This window comes from Luteimonas sp. A534 (assembly GCF_054072805.1).
The window spans coordinates 157,438-177,398 of sequence record NZ_JBSVRR010000002.1 but is presented as its reverse complement, the minus strand read 5'-3'; the positions used below and the strand labels follow the sequence as shown (position 1 = coordinate 177,398).

The following is a 19,961-nucleotide window of genomic DNA, read 5'->3' as shown; positions in this document are numbered from 1 at the left end:
TATGTGACGCTTGGCACGCTTCATGCATGCCAAATGGGGATTTTACGTACCTGGGGCTCTTGGAACTGGAGCGGGCGGGGTGGTCTGCGCGGGCTTGCCGGTCGATGTCGACCAGCCCGGCACCGCCCCCAGGGATGAGTGCGGCCAACGTGCCGGCAAATGAATGCAGGGGTGTACGGGTGAATCTGGATCGTTCAAAGAGTGTCGCGCTGGCGCACGTGTGGGCCATGGTGTTCGTGGGCATGCTGCTGGCCTTGCTGCTGCCTGGGGCCGCCCACGCGCAGGCCACCCAGTCCGATTGCCGGCTGGCCAACCCCAATTCGCTGGGTGAGCACGTCGCGGAGATCTGCTGGTTCCAGTTCGGCAGTGTCAATCAGGACCTCGCGGGAGGCACGCCGGGAACCAACAGGGATTACGACGTTGCCCTGCCGGATGGCTCGCGAATCACGTATACCGCACGGATAACGGGTGGTACGCACGCCAACCCCGGGCTGCGGGTCCTGCAGGCACCGGCCTGGACCGGCTCGCACTTCAGCGGCACGTCCGGCTATTACACGATCCTGACGCCGAACGCGGCGGCTTTGAACACGCCGGAGAACGGGCGCGGCAATGGCGTCGTGCTCACCCTGGAGGACGTGCGCCTGTTTGCGCCCGACGGGCGTGAGATCAGGGACCTGCCGTTCCAGATCATCATGGCCGACGCCGAGCGTCTGAACACCAACGAACACATGGATTTCGGCGTTGTGTCTGGCGGCCAGCCATGGGTGTTGATGGAATGGCTCGGCGACAGCGCGAACAACAATGTGACGCGCACGACGCCACCGGCCAGCTCCGCCTGCTTGACGTCGTATGTCGACTGCGAGCGATTCACCGGCACAAGTAACGGCAATGCCAACACGGTCGTGCTGGCCGCGAATCGCGATCCGAACTCGCCTGCACCGTTCACGGTGATGGCGCAGATCCACTCGAATGCAGGACAGGGCTTCGCGATTGGCGTGCGCTGGGGCAGCGTGCGCCTGCGCAAGATGCTGCCGGAAGGCCGGATTGCGCCGCAGGACCAGTTCGCCTACCGGATCAGCAACGCGGTCGGTACCGAGGTCGCCACCGGCACCACGACCGGCGCCGCGACCACGTCGCCCTGGATCAGTGCCATGGCGATGCCGGGCAACCGGCTGATACTCGAAGAGGTGATGGCACCCGGCTCGAGCTCGGTGCTCGGCCAGTACAGTCGCTGGGTGACGTGTCAGGTCGTGGGTGGTCCCATCCTGATCGACCAGGCCTACAACCCCGCCAATCCGCCGCAGATCGTCATCGACTCGGGTCAGCCCGGCGAAAACATCGACTGCGAGATCACCAACCGCCCGGCCCAGTTCGATCTGACGGTCGGCAAGACCGTTTCGCAGGTCAATGGCCAGCCCGCGGCCTCCGGTGTCGCGGTCTCCCCTGGCGACGTCGTCACGTACCAGATCGAAGTCTCCAACATCAGCAACACCGAGACGGCGATCGTGCCAGTGGGCGCGGTGGTCGAAGGCATCCCGGCCAACACCGAGGTTGTCGCGGCAGGCAATGACTTCACCTGCTACCTCAACAGCTGCAGCAATACCGCAGAGCTGACCATCAATCCCGGCAGTTCGATGATGCTGGACTTCGTCGTCAGGGTGGATGACCCGCTGGCGGCCGGCGTCACCGAGATCGTGAACCAGGTAGCCGTCGACGGCGTGGACTGCGCGGCCGCGGGCAACAGCTGCAGCGAGATCCTGCCAATCGCGCCGTCGGTGACGGTCGCAAAGAGCGCGGACCCGGCCAGCGGCGTCCCGGTCCTGCAGGGTGCCCAGGTGTCCTACACCTTGACCGTCACGGTTGCCAACGCGCCGACCACCAGCGCCGTGGTGCTGAGCGACGCGCTGGGCGCCGGCCTGACCTTCGACAGCGTGAGCAGCCCGGGCGGCTTCAGCCACAACGGCACCAACGCGCCGATCCATGTGTTCACCCTGCCTGCGGGTGCGGCGGTCGGTTCGCACAGCGTCACCTATGTCGCGACTGTCGATGCGGATGCCGGCAACACCGTCGGCAACAGCGTGACGGCCGAAGGTGGTGGTGGCCCCGATCCGGTCTGCGTTGACTGTACGACCGAACATCCCGTGCACCGGCCTTCGCTCGAGCTGACGAAGACCGGCACGCTCTCGGCCGACGAGAGCACGATCACCTATGTGTTCTCGGTGGAGAACACGGGCAACGTGGCGCTGACCAACGTGTCGGTGAGCGACCCGCTGCTGCCCGCGCTGGACTGCCCGGTGATCGCGACCCTGGCGCCGGGTGCGACGCAGACCCTGACCTGCACGGACAACGTGTACACCGTGCAGCCGGGCGACGTGGACGCCGGCCAGGTGGAGAACACCGCGACCGCGAGCGGCCAGCCGCCGACGCCTCCGGGCGGCCCGGCGCCGGATCCGGTGACGGACGACGACACCGAAACCACGCCGCTGGCGCAGGATGCCGGCCTGGAAGTGGCGAAGTCGGTGACCTCGGCGGGTCCATATACGGAAGGCGACGTCATCACCTATCAGTTCGTGGTGACGAACACCGGCAACGTGACGCTGACCGGCGTGTCGATCACCGACCCGCTGCCGGGTCTGAGCGCGATCGCTTACGCGTGGCCAGGTGCCGATGGTGTGTTGGACGCTGGTCAGAGCGTGACTGCGACCGCGACCTATGTCGTGACCGCGGCCGACGTGAATGCCGGCAACGTGCACAACAGCGCGATCGCAGGCGGTACGCCGCCGTCGACGCCGTCGAACCCGAACCCGCCGCCGGTCGACAGCCCGCCGGACGAGGAAGACACCCCGATCACGCAGGATCCGAGCCTGGAAGTCACGAAGTCGGTGACTTCGACGGGTCCGTACACCGAAGGCGACACGATCACCTACCAGTTCACCGTGGTGAACACCGGTGACGTGACGCTGGCCAATGTGTCGGTCACCGACCCGTTGCCGGGTCTGAGTGCGATCACTTACGCGTGGCCAGGTGCCGCTGGTGTGTTGGACGTTGGTCAGAGCGTGACCGCGACCGCGACCTATGTCGTGACTGCCGCGGACGTGAACGCAGGCAACGTGCATAACAGCGCGATCGCGGGCGGCACGCCGCCGTCGACGCCGAGTAACCCCAACCCGCCGCCGGTCGACAGCCCGCCGGACGAAGAGGACACCCCGATTACGCAGGAGCCGGGCCTGTCGCTGGTGAAGTCGGCGGCATCCGCCGGTCCATACACCGAAGGCGACACGATCAGCTACCAGTTCGTCGTGACGAACACCGGTGACGTGACGCTGACCGATGTATCGGTCACCGACCCGCTGCCGGGCCTGGGCGCGATCACTTACGCGTGGCCGGGCGCCGATGGTGTGCTGGACGCTGGCCAGAGCGTGACCGCGACCGCGACCTATGTCGTGACCGCGGCCGACGTCAACGCCGGCAACGTGCACAACAGCGCGACTGCCGATGGCACGCCGCCGTCGACGCCGTCGAACCCGACCCCGCCGCCGGTGACGACGCCGCCGAGCCCGGTCGATACGCCGATCGCGCAGGATCCGAGCCTGTCGCTGGTGAAGTCGGTGACGTCTGCCGGTCCGTACAGCGAAGGCGACACGATCAGCTATCAGTTCGTCGTGACGAACACCGGCGACGTGACGCTGAGCAACGTCTCGGTCACCGACCCGCTGCCGGGCCTGAGTGCGATCAGCTATGCCTGGCCTGGCGTCGAAGGCGTCCTGTTGGTGGGCGAGACCGTCACCGCGACCGCGACCTACACGGTCACCGCGGCCGACGTGAACGCCGGCAACGTGCATAACAGCGCGATCGCGGGTGGTACGCCGCCGTCGACGCCGTCGAACCCGAACCCGCCGCCGGTCGACAGCCCGCCGGATGAGGAAGACACCCCGATCACGCAGGATCCGAGCCTGGAAGTCGCGAAGTCGGTGACTTCGACGGGTCCGTACACCGAAGGCGACACGATCACCTATCAGTTCGTCGTGACGAACTCCGGTGACGTGACGCTGGCCAATGTGTCGGTCACCGACCCGTTGCCGGGTCTGAGCGCGATCACTTACGCGTGGCCAGGTGCCGCCGGTGTGTTGGACGCTGGTCAGAGCGTGACCGCGACCGCGACCTATGTCGTGACCGCGGCCGACGTGAATGCCGGCAACGTGCACAACAGCGCGATCGCAGGCGGTACGCCGCCGTCGACGCCGTCGAACCCGAACCCGCCGCCGGTCGACAGCCCGCCGGACGAGGAAGACACCCCGATCACGCAGGATCCGAGCCTGGAAGTCGCGAAGTCGGTGACTTCGACGGGCCCGTACACCGAAGGCGACACGATCACCTATCAGTTCGTCGTGACGAACACCGGTGACGTGACGCTGGCCAACGTGTCGGTCACCGACCCGTTGCCGGGTCTGAGTGCGATCACTTATGCGTGGCCAGGTGCCGCCGGTGTGTTGGACGTTGGTCAGAGCGTGACCGCGACCGCGACTTATGTCGTGACTGCCGCGGACGTGAACGCAGGCAACGTGCATAACAGCGCGATCGCGGGCGGCACGCCGCCGGCGACGCCGTCGAACCCGAGCCCGCCGCCGGTCGACAGCCCGCCGGACGAGGAAGACACCCCGATCACCCAGGATCCGAGCCTGGAGCTGACGAAGTCCGTCACCTCGACGGGTCCGTACATGGAAGGCGACACGATCGGTTACCAGTTCGTCGTGACGAACACCGGCGACGTGACGCTGACCAACGTGTCGGTCACCGACCCGCTGCCGGGTCTGAGCGCGATCACGTACGCGTGGCCGGGTGCCGCCGGTGTGTTGGACGCTGGTCAGAGCGTGACGGCGACGGCGACCTACGTCGTGACCGCGGCCGATGTGAACGCCGGCAACGTGCACAACAGCGCGATCGCGGGCGGCACGCCGCCGGCGACGCCGTCGAATCCGAACCCGCCGCCCGTCGACAGCCCTCCGGACGAAGAGGACACCCCGATTGCCCAGGAGCCGGGCCTCGAATTCTCCAAGTCGGTGACTTCAACGGGTCCGTACACCGAAGGCGACACGATCACCTACCAGTTCGTGGTGACGAATACGGGTGACGTGACGCTGACCGGCGTGTCGGTCACCGATCCGCTGCCGGGCCTGAGCGCGATCAGCTATGCCTGGCCGGGTGCCGATGGTGTGCTGGACGCTGGTCAGAGCGTGACTGCGACGGCGACTTACACGGTCACGGCTGCGGATGTAAATGCCGGCAACGTGCACAACAGCGCGATCGCGGGCGGCACGCCGCCGTCGATGCCGTCGAACCCGAACCCGCCGCCGATCGACAGTCCTCCGGATGAAGAGGACACCCCGATCACGCAGGATCCGAGCCTGGAGTTGACGAAGTCCGTCACCTCGACGGGCCCGTACACCGAAGGCGACACGATCAGCTACCAGTTCCTGGTGGTGAACACCGGTGACGTGACGCTGACCAACGTGTCCGTGACCGACGCGTTGGTGGGCCTGAGCGCGATCAGCTATGCCTGGCCGGGCGCCGAAGGCGTCCTGCTGGTGGGCGATAGCGTCACCGCGACAGCGACCTACGTCGTGACCGCCGCCGACGTGAACGCCGGCAACGTGCACAACAGCGCGACGGCTGATGGCACCCCCCCGTCGACCCCGACGAATCCGACCCCGCCGCCGGTGACGACACCGCCGAGCCCGGTCGATACGCCGATCGCGCAGGACCCGAGCCTGTCGCTGGTGAAGTCCGTGACCTCGACGGGTCCGTACACCGAAGGCGACGTCATCAGCTACCAGTTCGTGGTGGAGAACACCGGCGACGTGACGCTGACCAACGTGTCGGTCACCGACCCGCTGCCTGGCCTGAGCGCGATTGCTTACGCCTGGCCTGGTGCCGATGGTGTGTTGCTGGTGGGTCAAAGCGTGACTGCGACGGCGACCTACGCGGTCACCGCCGCCGACGTCAACGCCGGCACCGTGCACAACAGCGCGACTGCTGATGGCACGCCGCCGTCCACGCCGACGAACCCGACCCCGCCGCCGGTGACGACACCGCCGAGCCCGGTCGATACGCCGATCGCACAGGATCCGAGCCTGTCGCTGGTGAAGTCGGTGACGTCCGCCGGTCCGTACACGGAAGGCGACGTCATCAGCTATCAGTTCGTGGTTGAGAACACCGGTGACGTGACGCTGAGCAACGTGTCGGTCACCGACCCGCTGCCTGGCCTGAGTGCCCTGGCGTATGCCTGGCCAGGTGCCGATGGTGTGTTGCTGGTGGGCGAGAGCGTGACCGCGACCGCGACCTACACGGTCACCGCGGCTGACGTCAACGCCGGCACCGTACACAACAGTGCAACTGCTGATGGCACGCCGCCGTCGACGCCGACGAACCCGACCCCGCCGCCGGTGACGACACCGCCGAGCCCGGTCGATACGCCGATCGCGCAGGACCCGAGCTTGTCCTTGGTGAAGTCGGTGACGTCTGCCGGTCCGTACACCGAAGGCGACGTGATCAGCTACCAGTTCCTGGTGGAGAACACCGGTGACGTGACGCTGACCAATGTGTCGATCACGGATCCACTGCCGGGCCTAAGCGCCATCAGCTACGCCTGGCCTGGTGCCGATGGTGTGTTGCTGGTTGGTCAGAGCGTCACCGCGGCGGCCACCTACACGGTCACCGCCGCCGACGTGAACGCCGGCACGGTGCACAACAGCGCGACTGCTGAAGGCACGCCGCCGTCGACGCCGACGAACCCGACCCCGCCGCCGGTGACGACACCGCCCAGCCCGGTCGATACGCCAATTGCGCAGGACCCGAGCCTGTCGCTGGTGAAGTCGGTGACGTCTGCCGGTCCGTACACCGAAGGCGACGTCATCAGCTACCAGTTCCTGGTTGAAAACACAGGCGACGTGACGCTGACCAATGTGTCGATCACGGATCCACTGCCGGGCCTAAGCGCCATCAGCTACGCCTGGCCTGGTGCCGATGGTGTGTTGCTGGTGGGCGAGAGCGTCACCGCGACCGCGACCTATACGGTCACCGCAGCCGACGTGAACGCCGGCAACGTGCACAACAGCGCGACTGCTGAAGGCACGCCGCCGTCGACGCCGTCGAACCCGACCCCTCCGCCGGTGACAACGCCGCCGAGCCCGGTCGATACGCCGATTGCCCAGGATCCGAGCCTGACACTGGTGAAATCCGTCACCTCGACGGGTCCGTACACCGAAGGCGACACGATCAGCTACCAGTTCCTGGTGACGAACACCGGTGACGTGACGCTGACCAACGTGTCGGTGACCGACGAACTCGTGGGCCTGAGCGCCATCAGCTATGCCTGGCCTGGTGCCGATGGCGTGTTGCTGGTGGGTGAGAGCGTGACTGCGAGCGCGACCTATGTCGTGACCGCCGCCGACGTCAACGCCGGCAACGTGCACAACATCGCGACTGCCGATGGCACGCCGCCGTCGACGCCGACGAATCCGACCCCGCCGCCGGTGACGACACCGCCGAGCCCGGTCGATACGCCAATCGCCCAGGACCCGAGCCTGACGCTGCTGAAGTCGGTGACGTCTGCCGGCCCGTATACCGAAGGCGACGTGATCAGCTACCAGTTCCTGGTAGCCAACACCGGCGACGTGACGCTGACGAGCGTGTCGGTGACCGACGAGCTGCCTGGCCTGAGCGCTCTGGCGTATGCCTGGCCTGGCGCCGAGGGCGTGCTGCTGGTGGGCGAGAGCGTGACCGCGGCCGCGACCTACGTCGTGACCCAGGCGGACGTGAACGCCGGCTCCGTGCACAACACGGCGACCGCAGCGGGTACGCCGCCTGGTCGTCCGGGCGAGCCCGGTACGCCGATCGTCTCGCCGCCTGGCGAGGCCGTGGTGGAGATCGAGAGCGGAACCGACCTGTCGATCGAGAAGGTCGTGGACAACGCGACCCCCATCATCGGGACCAACGTGGTCTTCACCCTCACGGTGCGCAATGCCGGTCCGGCCGATGCCACCGGCGTGGTCGCCACCGACGCGCTGCCCAGCGGCTACAGCTTCGTGTCCAGTGCCGGTGACGGTGCCTACGACGCGGGCACGGGGCTGTGGACCATCGGCGACCTGGCCAATGGCGGCATCGCGACCCTGTCGGTCACCGTGACCGTGAACGCCACGGGCGACTACCGCAACACGGCCAGCGTGGACGGCAACGAGACCGACCCGAATCCGGACAACAACATCGACGAGGAAACGCCGACGCCGATGCCGCGCATCGTGGCGATCGACGATCCGATGGGCACCGTGGACGCGGGCGAGACCACCCGCCCGGTACTTGGCAACGACACCGTGGGTCCCGACCCGGCGACGGTGCCGGAGGTCGTGCTGACTCCAGGTGAGCCCTCGCATCCGGGCCTGTCCATGAATCCGGACGGCTCCATCACCATCGCCGTGGATACGCCTACGGGGACCTATACCTACCCGTACACGATCTGCGACGCGGCCAATCCGACCAACTGCGATACCGCGATCGCGACCATCGATGTGGTGGGCAATCCGACGCAGCTGCGCGTGGTGAAGAGTGTCGCGGCCCGCACGGTCAACATCGGTGACCTGGTGCGCTACACGGTGACCGTGGAGAACATCGGCCTGGTGGACCTGGTCGACGGTGTGCTGGTCGATACGCCGCCGGCGGGCTTCAGCTACGTGGAAGGTTCGATGTCGGTGCGTGATGCCGATGGCGCCTTCACCCTGGCGCCCGGCCATCATCCGCTGCGGATCGGTGGCCTGGACATCGCCGCGGGTGGGGACGCCACCATCGTCTACCTGCTGCGGGTGGGTGCGGGCGTGCGCCTTGGCGTCCACGCCAACGAGGCGGTGGCCGTGGACGAAAACGGCAACCCGATCTCCAACGTGGCGACCGCGGAAGTGGTGCTTGACGGCGATCCGCTGCTCGACGACAGCCTGGTCTTCGGCACGGTCTTCGACGACCGCGACGGTGACGGCTGGCAGGATCGCGCCGACCTGGGCGGCGTGGCGGTCAGCGGTGGTTTCGCGCCGGGTGCCTACGTGGCCAACTCGACCACGATCGACAGCGGCAACGGCCCGCGACCGCTGGCCGACGCCAGCTCGCCGCTGCTGCACGGCATCCAGGTGGGGGCCATCGCGGCCCGTGCGTCGGAAGCAGATCCGGCGCCGACGACGGTGATCCGCCAGCGCCTGAGCGCGCTGGAGTTCAACGATGGCTTCGTGCTGACCAGCGACCAGGGTGTGACCGTGCGCATGGCCGCGGACGGCCAGACCAGCGTCGAGCACAGCGGTGAAGCCGCCCGCGGCCTGAACGCCGCGGCGCCGACGGTCGAGCGCCGCGTGTCCTCGGTCGAAGGCGGCTACGAAGTGGCCTATGTCATCTCCAACCAGGGGATCGGCGAGCGCGGTATCCCGGGCGTGCGCATCGCCTCGGTGGAAGGCCTGCTGATCGAAACCGATCAGTACGGTCGTTACCACCTGGCCGACGTGCATGGCGGTGACTGGGGCCGTGGCCGCAACTTCATCCTGAAGGTCGACCCGGCGACGCTGCCGGCGGGGACCGGATTCACCACGGCCAATCCGCTGGTGCGCCGCGTCACGCCGGGCATTCCGGTGCGCTTCGACTTCGGCGTGAAGCTGCCGGTGCGGGTCCTGCCGGACGGTCGCGAGCAGGTCTCGCTGGAGCTGGGCGAGGTGCTCTTCGCCCCCGGCAGCGCCGAGGTGCGCGAAGCCTACCTGCCGATGATCGCGCAGGTGGCCGAGCGGATCGAGGCCCATGGCGGTGGCGAGGTGGTGATCAGCGCCGATGGCGACAGCGAGGTCCTGGCCTTCGCCCGCGCCGGTGCGGTGCGCGATGCGCTGCAGCCGCTGGTGTCGGCCGACGCGCAGCAGGGGCTGGAGGTCGTGCTGCGCACCCGCGTGGACGATCCGCATGCGCCCCTGGTCGCGGGTGCGACCGCCAGCGGGGCGATGCTCGGGACCGTGTTGTTCGACACCGACAAGTCGGCGATCCGGCCGGAGTTCAGCGGCCTGCTCGACGCGGTGGCCGCGCGGCTGGAGGCGATGGGTGGCGGCGTGGTGGTGGTCGTCGGCCACACCGACGTCCGCGGCCCGCATGCCTACAACGCGGCGCTTGGCCTGCGCCGGGCGACCTCGGTCTACGAGGCCTTGCGCATGCGCCTGCGGCCCGAGGTCCGCGAGCGGGTGAGAGTGGAATCCAGCGGTGATCCGGCTGCCCCGACCGGGACGGATGCACGATGAACACGAGCCGGAAAATGAAGATGAAACTGCTTGACCGTGCCCTGCTGGGTCTCCTGGCGGGCCTGTCGCCAGTGGCCATGGCGCAGGACGCGGCGCCGGTCACCGCCCCGGCGGAAGCCGTGGACGCGGCGCCGACGGTGTTCGACTGCGATGCCGCCGGCTGCGCCGGCGACGAGGGCCTGCTGTTCCGCCTGCGCACGCGCAGCTACGACGAACCGGTGACCCATGGGACCGACGGGAACTCGGGCTCGGCTGCGCTGCAGCCCGACCGCCGCGTGTCCTTGGCCCTGGAAGGGCCGGGGCGCGCCGACATCGCCGGCAACTTCTCGATCCGCCTGCCCGGCGGCGGCGTGATCTGGGCCACGGAAGACCCGAACCTCGGCCAGCCGGAGCTGTCGGTCTCTGCTCCGACGATGGTGGCCTTCGCCGACGGTCGCATCCAGAAGCCGGTGCGCTTCTTCGCCCGTGGCAATTACACCGCCTTCATCGAGCGCTACGAGGTCATGGTGTTCCGCGGCAACGACGCCGACCTGGTCGCGCCGGTGGCGCGATTCGCGCTGCCGGTGACGGCGGTCGCGCAGGACGAGTGGGACGGCGAGCTGCCGTCGGCCATCCAGTTCCGCGCGGGCGACGAACTGGTCTACGTGCTTCGCGCCTATGACGCGCAGGGCCGCTTCGACGAGACCCATCCGCGCCGGCTGCAGCTGGTGACCCCGGCCGAGGCCGAGCGCGGCCTGCAGCAGGTGCGCAGCAGCGCCGAGCGCAGCCTCGGCACCAGCCTGGGCGCGGAGCAGGCGCAGGACCAGATGCTGGTCGAGGATGTGTTCGCCGGCAACGGCCTGCGCCAGCAGAACATCCCGGTCTATGGTTCGCGCGTGCGCATCCAGGGCCGCAACGTGCCCGAAGGCCAGACGCTGTCGATCAACGGCGAAAGCTATCCGGTGGACATGGAGCGCAAGTTCGTCGCCGAGTACCTGATGCCGATTGGCCAGCACCGGTTCGACATCGCGGTGTCCGAAGGCGGCGCCGGTGCCGGTGCCGGTGCCGCGGCGTCGAGCTATCCGCTCGATGTCGAGGTCAGCGGCCGCTACTTCTTCGGCGTCGCGCTCGCCGACATCACCGTGTACGAGAACCGGGCCAGCGGGCCCGGGCGCGACCTGGCCCTGGCCGGCCGCGACGACGACATCCTCAGCGACGGCCGCCTGGCGTTCTACCTCAAGGGCAAGACGGCCGGCAGGTACCTGGTGACGGCGCAGGCCGACACCCAGAACCGCCCGCTCGGCGACATCTTCGACGGCTTCACCACCGCCGACCCGCAGGACATCTTCCGCCGCCTGGATCCGGACCTGTACTACCCGACCTATGGCGACGACTCCACGACGTACCGTGACGTCGACACCATGGGCCGGTTCTACGTGCGCGTGGACTGGGACAAGAACGAGGCCCTGTGGGGCAACTTCCACACCGGTATCACCGGCACCGAGTACGCGCAGTACTCGCGCGCCCTGTACGGCGCCGGGCTGAAGTGGCGCTCCATGGACAACAACGCCTGGGGCGATGCGAAGACGCAGCTGCGCGCGTTCGGCTCCGAGGCGCAGACCGCTCCGGGACACAGCGAGTTCACCGGTACCGGTGGCAGCCTGTACTACCTGCGTCATACCGACGTGCTGCCCGGCTCGGACCGGGTGGTGCTGGAAGTGCGTGACCGCACCACCGGTCGCGTCGAGCAGCGCATCGAGCTGCTGCGCGGTGCCGACTACGAGATCGACGAACTGCAGGGCCGGCTCCTGCTGACCCGTCCGCTGGCGCAGATCAGCCGCCAGAACATGCCCACCATCACCCGCGACGCGCCGCTGGACGGCTACGAGCAGCGGCTGCTGGTGGACTACGAATGGGTCCCGCAAAGCTTCGACCCGGACGACATCACCGCCGGCATCCGCGGCAAGCACTGGTTCGGCGACCACGTCGGCGTCGGCCTGACCTGGGTCGACGAGAACCGCGCCGGCGAGGACTACAGCCTGATGGCCGCCGACCTCACCCTGCAGGCCGGCCGTGGCACCTACCTGAAGCTCGAGCACAGCCGGACCGAGGCCAGCAGTGCGCCGGTGTTCTTCTCCGACAACGGCGGCATGAGCTTCGTGCAGACCAACCCGACCGGCCCGCGCGAAGGCGATGCGACCGCGGTTGAGGCGCGTGCCAACTTCATGGAGCTGGGCTGGACCCGGCTCGACTGGAGCGCAGGCGCCTGGTGGCGGCAGGTGGACGCCGGCTACTCGATCTCGCGCTTCGACACCGGTATGGACATCGAGGAACACGGCGCCGAAGTGCTGGGCCAGTTCTCCCCGGACCTGAGCGTGTTCGCCCGCTACAGCAATGCCGAACGCGGTGGCGACGTGCTGCGCCAGGCACAGGCCAGCCTGGAATGGCGCCCGGGCGAGTACAACGCCCTGACGGCCGAGGTGCGCCGCATCGAGGAGCGCCGGCAGGCGCAGGCAACGGCGGCGGGCATGCTGGGTGCGGTGAAGTACACCCATCGCTTCGGCACCGCGCTGGACCTGTACGGCATCGCTCAGGTGACCCTGGACGACGACGGCGGCCAGTACGAGGACAACGATGCGCTGACCCTGGGTGGCCGCTACAACTTCGCCAACCTGTCCACGGTCGGCGCCGAGGCCACCACCGGCGACCGTGGCGAAGGCGCCAGCGTCGAGGCGGAGTACCGGGTGTCGCCGCTGCAGAGCTTCTACGGCAGCTATACCTATTCCACCGACCGCAGCGACTACGACCCGCTGTTCAATCCCGCCGCGCGCAACGGCTGGACGCTGGGGCAGCGCTGGAGGATCTCCAACCAGACCAACATGTTCAACGAGAGCCAGTTCCTCAAGTCGCGCGGCGAGTCCGGCCTGGCCCACACCTTCGGCATGGATTTCTATCCGGTCAAGGGCTGGAACCTCGGCTTCACCCTCACCGACGGCGAACTGACCAACAGCGAGGGCGGCAACATCGACCGACGCGCGGTCAGCGTCTTCGGCGGCCACACCTCGCAGCGCACCGACTGGCAGAGCAAGCTGGAATGGCGCGAGGACACCGGCGTGGAGCAGCGCACGCAGTGGGTGAGCACCAACCGCCTGGCGCACCGGATCAACGAGAGCTGGCGGATCGCGGCGCGCTTCAACTACGCCGATACCGACGACGCCATCAACCCGGCCGCCGGCGCGAAGTTCATCGAAGGCAACTTCGGCTTCGCCTACCGGCCGTGGAACGAGAGCCGCTGGGGCCTGTTCGGTCGCTATTCCTACCTGTACGACCTGGCCACGCTGGGCCAGTTGGGCGGCGCCGACCACGACCAGAGGACGCAGGTCCTGTCGCTGGAGGGCGTGTACCGCCTCGGGCACCGCTGGGAAGCGGCGGCCAAGCTGGCGCGTCGCGAAGGCGAGGTGCGCTACGGGCGCGGCACGGGTGACTGGTTCGATTCGGCGACCACCTTCGCGGCCGGCCAGCTGCGCTACGAGCTGACCCACAAGTGGCACGGCCTGGCCGAGTACCGCTGGCTCGACGTGGACGACGGCGGCACCCGCCAGGGCTGGATGCTGGGCGTGGACCGCGACATCGGCCAGAACTTCCGCATCGGTGCCGGCTACAACTTCACCGACTTCAGCGACGACCTGACCGACTTCGATTACGACCACCGCGGCTGGTACATCAACTTCGTGGGCAGCTACTGAGCCCATTCGCGGCCGGTTCCGATCGGAACATGCGAGCCCGCCTGCATGCGAGTGCAGGCGGGCTTTTTAATGGTTCATCTCCCAAGTCCGGGGAAACCGCTTCGACGAGGAGTGCCTGCTTCTTTCGCTACGCCTCACCGTGACCTGGAGGGCCCCGCCGCGGCCGGGAGGCCTTCGCGGCTCATGTCCCCCGGCATCCGCCCGGCGGCGGATGCCTCCTCCTTTACTTCCCCGCGAAGGCCTCCCGGCCACGACGGGGCTCGGGTTCCGCTGCAGATGTGCGAGATCCCGGGCTTTGCTTCCGGGTCACCGCGTACTGCTGCGCACCGGGTGCCAAGGCCCTTGAGAGCGAAGTCAAGGAGGAGGCGATGGCCGCAGGCCAGCGCCGGGGGACATGAGCGCTCAAGGGCCTTGGCACCCGGCACCCGCGCTATCGCGCCATTCCCTCAGTTGGGAGAAGAACCTTTTTTCCTCGTGGGTCCTGCGGGATGGCGGCGCGCTACGGGTGACGGTGATGTGCAGGCAATTCGCGGCATGTCGCAGCTATAGCCGCTCCCACAGATAGAAGCGCTGCGCCCTCCTGGTGCCATCAACCTCCCGTGCGGCCGTCTGCTCTTCCCATCAGCCGCCGCCATGTTCTGATGGCAGGTCGATGGGTGCGCAGTGGGCATTCGGGAGCGGCGCAGCCGCGACGCCCACGGAGTACCCATCGATCTGCCCCTCGCAGCGCACGCCGCTGCAGCTGTCACCAGCGACATCGCTGATGTCGACGCTATTGGTTCTGGTTCTGGTTCTTGTTCTGGTGTGGCTGTTGGTGTTGGTGTTGGTGTTGCGTAGGCGTAGGCCTTGACGTTGCCGCGACCCGCGACCTGCGACCTGTGGCAAAGATGAGGGCATGGCGCTGCAATGCGTCGCAAGCAAAAAAAGAGGGGCGTGCACTCGGTGCACGCCCCTCCTTTCTACTCTGTCGCTATGCGGCGTGGATCATCAGTGGTCGCTGGCCGACGTCGCCCCGATGCCGGTCTCGCTGCGCACGCGCAGCGCGTCGAATGCGGCGCGTTCACTGGTGGCGCGTGCACTGCGGTCCAGCGTCGAGAACAGCCAGATCGAGATGAACGCCAGCGGGATCGACAGGATGCCCGGGTTCGGGAAGGGCACGATCGGCGCGGCGTTACCGAACACGTCCACCCAGACCGTGCTGCTGAGCAGCACCCACACCGTGGCCACGGTCAGGCCCACGAAGCCGCCGATGGTCGCACCGCGCGTGGTGCAGCCGCGCCATGCGATCGACAGCACCAGCACCGGGAAGTTGGCGCTGGCCGCGACCGCGAAGGCCAGGCCCACCATGAACGCCACGTTCTGGTTCTCGAACACGATGCCCAGCAGGATCGCGATCACGCCCAGGGTGACGGTGGAGATGCGCGAGATCTTCAGCTGCTGCTTCTCCGTGGCCCGGCCACGCGCGAACACGTTGGCGTACAGGTCGTGGGAGATCGCAGCCGCACCGGCCAGGGTCAGGCCCGCCACCACCGCCACGATCGTGGCGAAGGTGACCGCGGCCAGGAAGCCCAGCAGCAGGCTTCCGCCGACCGCGTTGGCGAGGTGCACCGCCACCATGTTGGTGCCGCCGATCAGGCCCTTGATCATGTCGAAGGAACCGTCCGACGCGACTTCGAAGAACTGCGGGTTCCTGACCAGCAGGGCGATGCCACCGAAGCCGATGATAAAGGTCAGCAGGTAGAAGTAGCCGATGAACGAGCTGGCCCAGATCACCGACTTGCGCGCTTCCTTGGCGTTGGGGACGGTGAAGAAGCGCATCAGGATGTGCGGCAGGCCCGCGGTACCGAATGCCAGGGCAAGCCCGAGCGACAGCGCGTTGAGCGGATTTCCGCTGACCTGCGAACCCGGGGCCATGATCGCGCTCCCGGTCGGATGCACCCTCACGGCCTCGGCCAGCAGGACGTCGGGATTGAACTGGAACGCCATCAGCACCAGGAAGGCCATCAGCGTGGCGCCGATCAGCATCAGCACCGCCTTGATGATCTGCACCCACGTGGTCGCGGTCATGCCGCCGAAGCCCACGTACATGATCATCAGCGCGCCAACGATCACCACCGCCAACTCGTAGCGGATGCCGAACAGCAGCACGATCAGCTTGCCCGCGCCCACCATCTGCGCGATCAGGTACAGCGCGATCACCAGCAGCGAGGCGCTGGCAGCGAGCACGCGCAGCGGGGTCTCCGACAACCGGTACGAAGTCACGTCGGCAAAGTTGTAGCGGCCGAGGTTCCGCAGCCGCTCGGCGATCAGGAACATCACCACCGGCCAACCGAACAGGAAGCCGATGGCATAGATCATGCCGTCGAAGCCGCTGACGTAGACCATGCCGGCGATGCCGAGGAAAGAGGCGGCGGAAAGATAATCACCGGCGATCGCCAGGCCGTTCTGGAAGCCGGTGATGCCGCCGCCGGCGGTGTAGAAGTCCGACGTGGTCTTGGTGCGCTTGGCCGCCCAGTACGTGATGTACATCGTCGCGGCGATGAAGACCAGGAACATGACGATGGCCGGGGTGTTGGCCTGTCCTGGAGCCTGCGCAAACGCCGGCAGGGGGAGCAGGGCCGCAGACAGGGCCACTGCGGCAGCGATGCGGGCCCTCATGCGACGTCCCTCACGATGGCGTCGATCAGCGGGTCGTAATGCTTGTTCGACAGGTGCACGAAGGCGGCGATCATCAGCACCGCGCTGACCGCCACGATGACCGCGGCCAGCACGCCCACGCTCATGGTGTAGCCCGCGCCGATCGGCTGCGCGAACACGTCCGGCCAGAAGGCCAGAGTGAGGATGAAGCCGGAATACACCACCAGCATCAACAGGAAAAAGCCGAGGCTGGCACGACCACGCCGCCTGTGCAGTTCCTGGTACTTGGGATGCGCGAGCACCCGTTCCACCAGATCGTTCGTCATTGCGTGTCCCTCCCGGTTGTGCGGACGCTGCCCGAATGTAGGAGCAGGCCCGGGGAACCGGACAGACGACTTTGGTAGTAGGTCGGCGACGGAGCGGCGCAAACGCCGGCGGGTGCGCGCTATCGGGGCGGAGCGGCCAGCTCCGCGGCGTCGAGGAAGCCGTCGCCGTTGGCGTCCTGGCGCACGAATCGCGCGGACAGGCGCTCCCGATGCTGCTCCAGGCTCACCGCGCGGCCGCGGCCACCCGGGAGTTCGTCCGGGGTGAGCACGCCGTCGCCGTTGCGGTCCATGCCGTGGAAGGCGTAGCCCATCCAGTCGATGTATTCAGCCAGCGACACCCGGCCGTCAGCATCGCTGTCCATGCGCTCGAGATACTCGCGCGTCGCGGTGACCTGGGCCGCTGCCGGCACCGGCGTGCCGGCCGCGTAGATCCCCGCGGCCAGGGCAATCGCGGAAACGAAACGGCCCGGCTGTCTCCAGCCGGGCCGTCGATGGATGCGTGGCGCCACGGACACCGTGCCTGCGCCCGCCGCCTCAGCCGCGCGCCGGCTGCAGCGAGTAGCCCTTCAGCCGCGCGGCGTAGTCCTGCAGCGCGCGGATGCCGCTGGCCTCGGCCTCGCGGCACCAGGCCTGCAGGTTGGCCAGCGATTCGGAGGCGTCGTGGCTGCGCGCCTCGAGCAGCGCCGCCAGGCGGGCGCGGTGTTCAACCACGGTGCGGATGCGCGGGCGCTGCTGGACCCAGTCCTGCAGCTGCGCGCGTGCATCGGGCTTGAGCCAGCGGCCGTCGTCGACCAGGCCACGGCGGAGCTGCCGGGGCAGCAGCGCGCGCAACTTGGCGCCCGCGGCGGCGGCCTCTTCGCGCAGGGCCGGCTTGAGCACGCGCTTCTGGTAGTCGGTCATGGCCTGGAAGCGCAGCGCCAGCAGGGCCTTGAGGGTGTCGGTGTCGGGCACGTGGATGTTCGGGCGCACGTCGAGCGAGGGCGCGACACGCAGCACCTTCGCCAGGCGCAGCGCCTGCAGGCCCTTGATCACGGCCCAGCCGATGTCGAACTCCCAGCGGCGCAGGGCGAACTTGGCCGAGCTCGGGAAGGCGTGGTGGTTGTTGTGCAGCTCTTCGCCGCCGATCCATACCGCCCAGGGGCTCAGGTTGGTGGCGGTGTCGGTGGTCTCGAAGTTGCGGTAGCCCCACCAGTGGCCGAGGCCGTTGACCACGCCCGCGGCCCAGAACGGGATCCACGCCATCTGGATCGCCCAGATCGCCACGCCCGCCGCGCCGAACAGGAGGATGTTGATGGCCAGCATCAGCACCGGTCCCATGGTGGCGTAGGGGGTGTAGAGCTTGCGCTCGATCCAGTCGTCGGGCGTGCCGCGGCCGTACTGCTCCATGTCCGCGCGGTTCGCACGCGCCTCGCGGTAGAGCTCGGCGCCGCGCCAGAAGACCGCCTTGATGCCCTTGTGCATTGGGCTGTGCGGATCTTCCTCGGTCTCGCAGCGCGCGTGGTGCTTGCGATGGATGGCCACCCATTCACGGGTGATCATCGACGTGGTCAACCAGCCCCAGAAGCGGAAGAAGTGCGCGAGCACAGGGTGGAAATCCACGCCGCGATGGGTCTGGCTGCGGTGCAGGTACAGCGTGACCGTGAAGATCGTCAGCTGGGTGACAACCAGGAAATAGGCGAACAATCCCCAGAGACCGGATTGGACAAGGCCGCCGGCGAGGAATTCGAGCAGGGAGACGGGCATGGCGTTGGGGGGTCAGGGCAAGTACGCCATCCATGATGGGACGCGTTCGGGCCGATTGCCACCCCTGCGCCGGCGCATGCGACAGGCGGGCGACAGGTCCGGGCGGGCGTTGCCCCACCGTGACGCCACCGCGTGCATGCTTGGACGCCACGCCACACGGGAGCACGGCCATGGGCCTGCTGATCGACGGCCGCTGGGTCGACCAGTGGTACGACACCTCCAGCACCGGCGGGCGCTTCGTCCGCACGGACGCCCAGTTCCGCAGCTGGATCACGCCCGACGGCCGTCCGGGCCCCAGCGGCGAGGGCGGCTTTGTCGCCGAGCCCGGGCGCTACCGCCTCTACGTCTGCCTGGCCTGTCCCTGGGCGCACCGCACGCTCATCTTCCGCGCGCTGAAGGGCCTGGAGGAAATGATCCCGGTCTCGGTGGTGAACCCATACATGGGCGAGCACGGCTGGAGCTTCGCGCCCGGTGACGGCGTCGTGCCGGACCCGGAGGGCGCGCGCTATCTCTACGAGGTCTACCTGCGCGCCCGGTCCGACTACAGCGGACGCGTGACGGTGCCGGTGCTGTGGGACCAGGCCAGGCACACCATCGTCAACAACGAGTCGGCGGAGATCATCCGCATCCTGAATTCGGCCTTCGACGATGTCGGCGCGCAGCCCGGCGACTACGCGCCCCCGGCGCTGCTGCCGGACATCGACGCGCTCAACGCCCGCGTCTACGACGCCATCAACAACGGGGTGTACAAGGCCGGCTTCGCCACCGGACAGGACGTCTACGAGCAGGAGGTGGGCCGACTGTTCGACGCGCTGGACGACATGGACCGACGCCTCGCGGGGCAGCGCTACCTGCTGGGCGAACGCGTCACCGAGGCCGACTGGCGGCTGTTCACCACCCTGCTGCGCTTCGACCCCGTGTACCACGGCCACTTCAAGTGCAACCTGCGGCGCATCGCCGACTATCCCCATCTGTCCGGCTACCTGCGCCAGCTCTACCAGTGGCCCGGGGTGGCCGGCACCGTCGACTTCGACCACATCAAGCAGCACTACTACCGCAGCCATCCCACGATCAACCCGAACGGCATCGTGCCGCTCGGCCCGGTGCAGGACCTGGACGCACCGCACGGGCGCGGACACCTGCCCGCCGCACCGGCGCCGTCCACGGCCGCGTAGGCGCAAGGCGCGGGCAGCAGCGTGGCGACCGCGCGCCGACCGCGG

7 protein-coding genes are annotated in these 19,961 nt (G+C 68.1%); 3 read left to right on the top strand and 4 right to left on the bottom strand.

Annotated elements, in window-relative coordinates:
• The first annotated feature begins 179 nt into the window (after nucleotides 1-179).
• Nucleotides 180-10,310 carry a DUF7507 domain-containing protein gene (locus tag ACW5F0_RS05470; protein ID WP_456999231.1) on the top strand — a complete coding sequence of 3,377 codons (10,131 nt, stop codon included), beginning with the start codon at nucleotides 180-182 and terminating at the stop codon, nucleotides 10,308-10,310.
• Between the two features lie 20 nt (nucleotides 10,311-10,330).
• On the top strand, nucleotides 10,331-14,035 hold the full coding sequence (locus ACW5F0_RS05465; RefSeq protein ID WP_456999230.1) for a hypothetical protein: 3,705 nt from the start codon (nucleotides 10,331-10,333) through the stop codon (nucleotides 14,033-14,035).
• A gap of 987 nt (nucleotides 14,036-15,022) precedes the next feature.
• Here the strand turns inward: ACW5F0_RS05465 and ACW5F0_RS05460 are convergent.
• From ACW5F0_RS05460 to ACW5F0_RS05445, 4 genes are all read right to left on the bottom strand, one after another.
• Nucleotides 15,023-16,693, bottom strand: coding sequence for a cation acetate symporter (locus ACW5F0_RS05460; protein ID WP_456999229.1), 1,671 nt, complete (start codon nucleotides 16,691-16,693; stop codon nucleotides 15,023-15,025).
• Nucleotides 16,690-16,998 (bottom strand): DUF485 domain-containing protein, encoded by a 309-nt coding sequence (locus ACW5F0_RS05455; protein ID WP_456965435.1) that lies wholly within the window; start codon nucleotides 16,996-16,998, stop codon nucleotides 16,690-16,692. The genes ACW5F0_RS05460 and ACW5F0_RS05455 overlap by 4 nt, the downstream gene beginning before the upstream one ends.
• A 119-nt stretch (nucleotides 16,999-17,117) precedes the next feature.
• Nucleotides 17,118-17,447, bottom strand: coding sequence for a hypothetical protein (locus tag ACW5F0_RS05450; protein ID WP_456965732.1), 330 nt, complete (start codon nucleotides 17,445-17,447; stop codon nucleotides 17,118-17,120).
• Nucleotides 17,448-17,532: 85 nt separating this feature from the next.
• Entirely contained in the window at nucleotides 17,533-18,741 is a 1,209-nt protein-coding gene (locus ACW5F0_RS05445; RefSeq protein ID WP_456965434.1) for a DesA family fatty acid desaturase, read from the bottom strand.
• Nucleotides 18,742-18,911: 170 nt separating this feature from the next.
• Here ACW5F0_RS05445 and ACW5F0_RS05440 point away from each other — a divergent pair, with 170 nt between their 5' ends.
• The gene (locus tag ACW5F0_RS05440; protein ID WP_456999228.1) at nucleotides 18,912-19,916 is read left to right on the top strand and encodes a glutathione S-transferase family protein; all 1,005 of its coding nucleotides are present in this window, start codon (nucleotides 18,912-18,914) and stop codon (nucleotides 19,914-19,916) included.
• Nucleotides 19,917-19,961 lie beyond the last annotated feature (45 nt).

Excerpts from the sequence above, each read along its gene's own strand:
- ACW5F0_RS05440 (WP_456999228.1), top strand. The coding sequence starts at position 18,912 with ATGGGCCTGCTGATCGACGGCCGCTGGGTCGACCAGTGGTACGACACC.
- ACW5F0_RS05460 (WP_456999229.1), bottom strand. The coding sequence starts at position 16,693 with ATGAGGGCCCGCATCGCTGCCGCAGTGGCCCTGTCTGCGGCCCTGCTC.
- ACW5F0_RS05465 (WP_456999230.1), top strand. The coding sequence starts at position 10,331 with ATGAAACTGCTTGACCGTGCCCTGCTGGGTCTCCTGGCGGGCCTGTCG.
- ACW5F0_RS05455 (WP_456965435.1), bottom strand. The coding sequence starts at position 16,998 with ATGACGAACGATCTGGTGGAACGGGTGCTCGCGCATCCCAAGTACCAG.
- ACW5F0_RS05445 (WP_456965434.1), bottom strand. The coding sequence starts at position 18,741 with ATGCCCGTCTCCCTGCTCGAATTCCTCGCCGGCGGCCTTGTCCAATCC.